1 pseudogene is annotated in these 247 nt (G+C 67.6%); it reads left to right on the top strand.

Annotated features, from left to right (window positions below):
* Positions 1-247, top strand: a pseudogene (locus SB816_RS33990) (hypothetical protein); the annotation flags it as partial.

Raw genomic sequence — 247 nt, 5'->3', positions numbered from 1 at the left:
CATCGGGTGTCGGCAACGCGCAGAACAACAGCCTGGCAGCCTCGACCACGACGAGCGGCAGCAACGCTTCGTACGCGATGATCGCGACCGACCAGACCAGCCAGACCGCCAATACGTCCTTCCAGGGCAGCTTCGCGGGCACGGCAATGCTGGGTGCAGGCGCGCTCGCCAACGCAACCGGCAACATCGGCGTGAACATCGCCGGCGGCGTCGGCAACGTCCAGCACAACGGCCTCGCCATCGCGGC

The sequence above is a fragment of the Achromobacter sp. SIMBA_011 genome (genome assembly GCF_046535435.1).
Taxonomy (GTDB): Bacteria; Pseudomonadota; Gammaproteobacteria; order Burkholderiales; family Burkholderiaceae_B; genus Achromobacter; species Achromobacter dolens.
The sequence above is the reverse complement of the archived record's forward strand: the minus strand, read 5'-3'. Positions and strand labels throughout refer to the sequence as shown.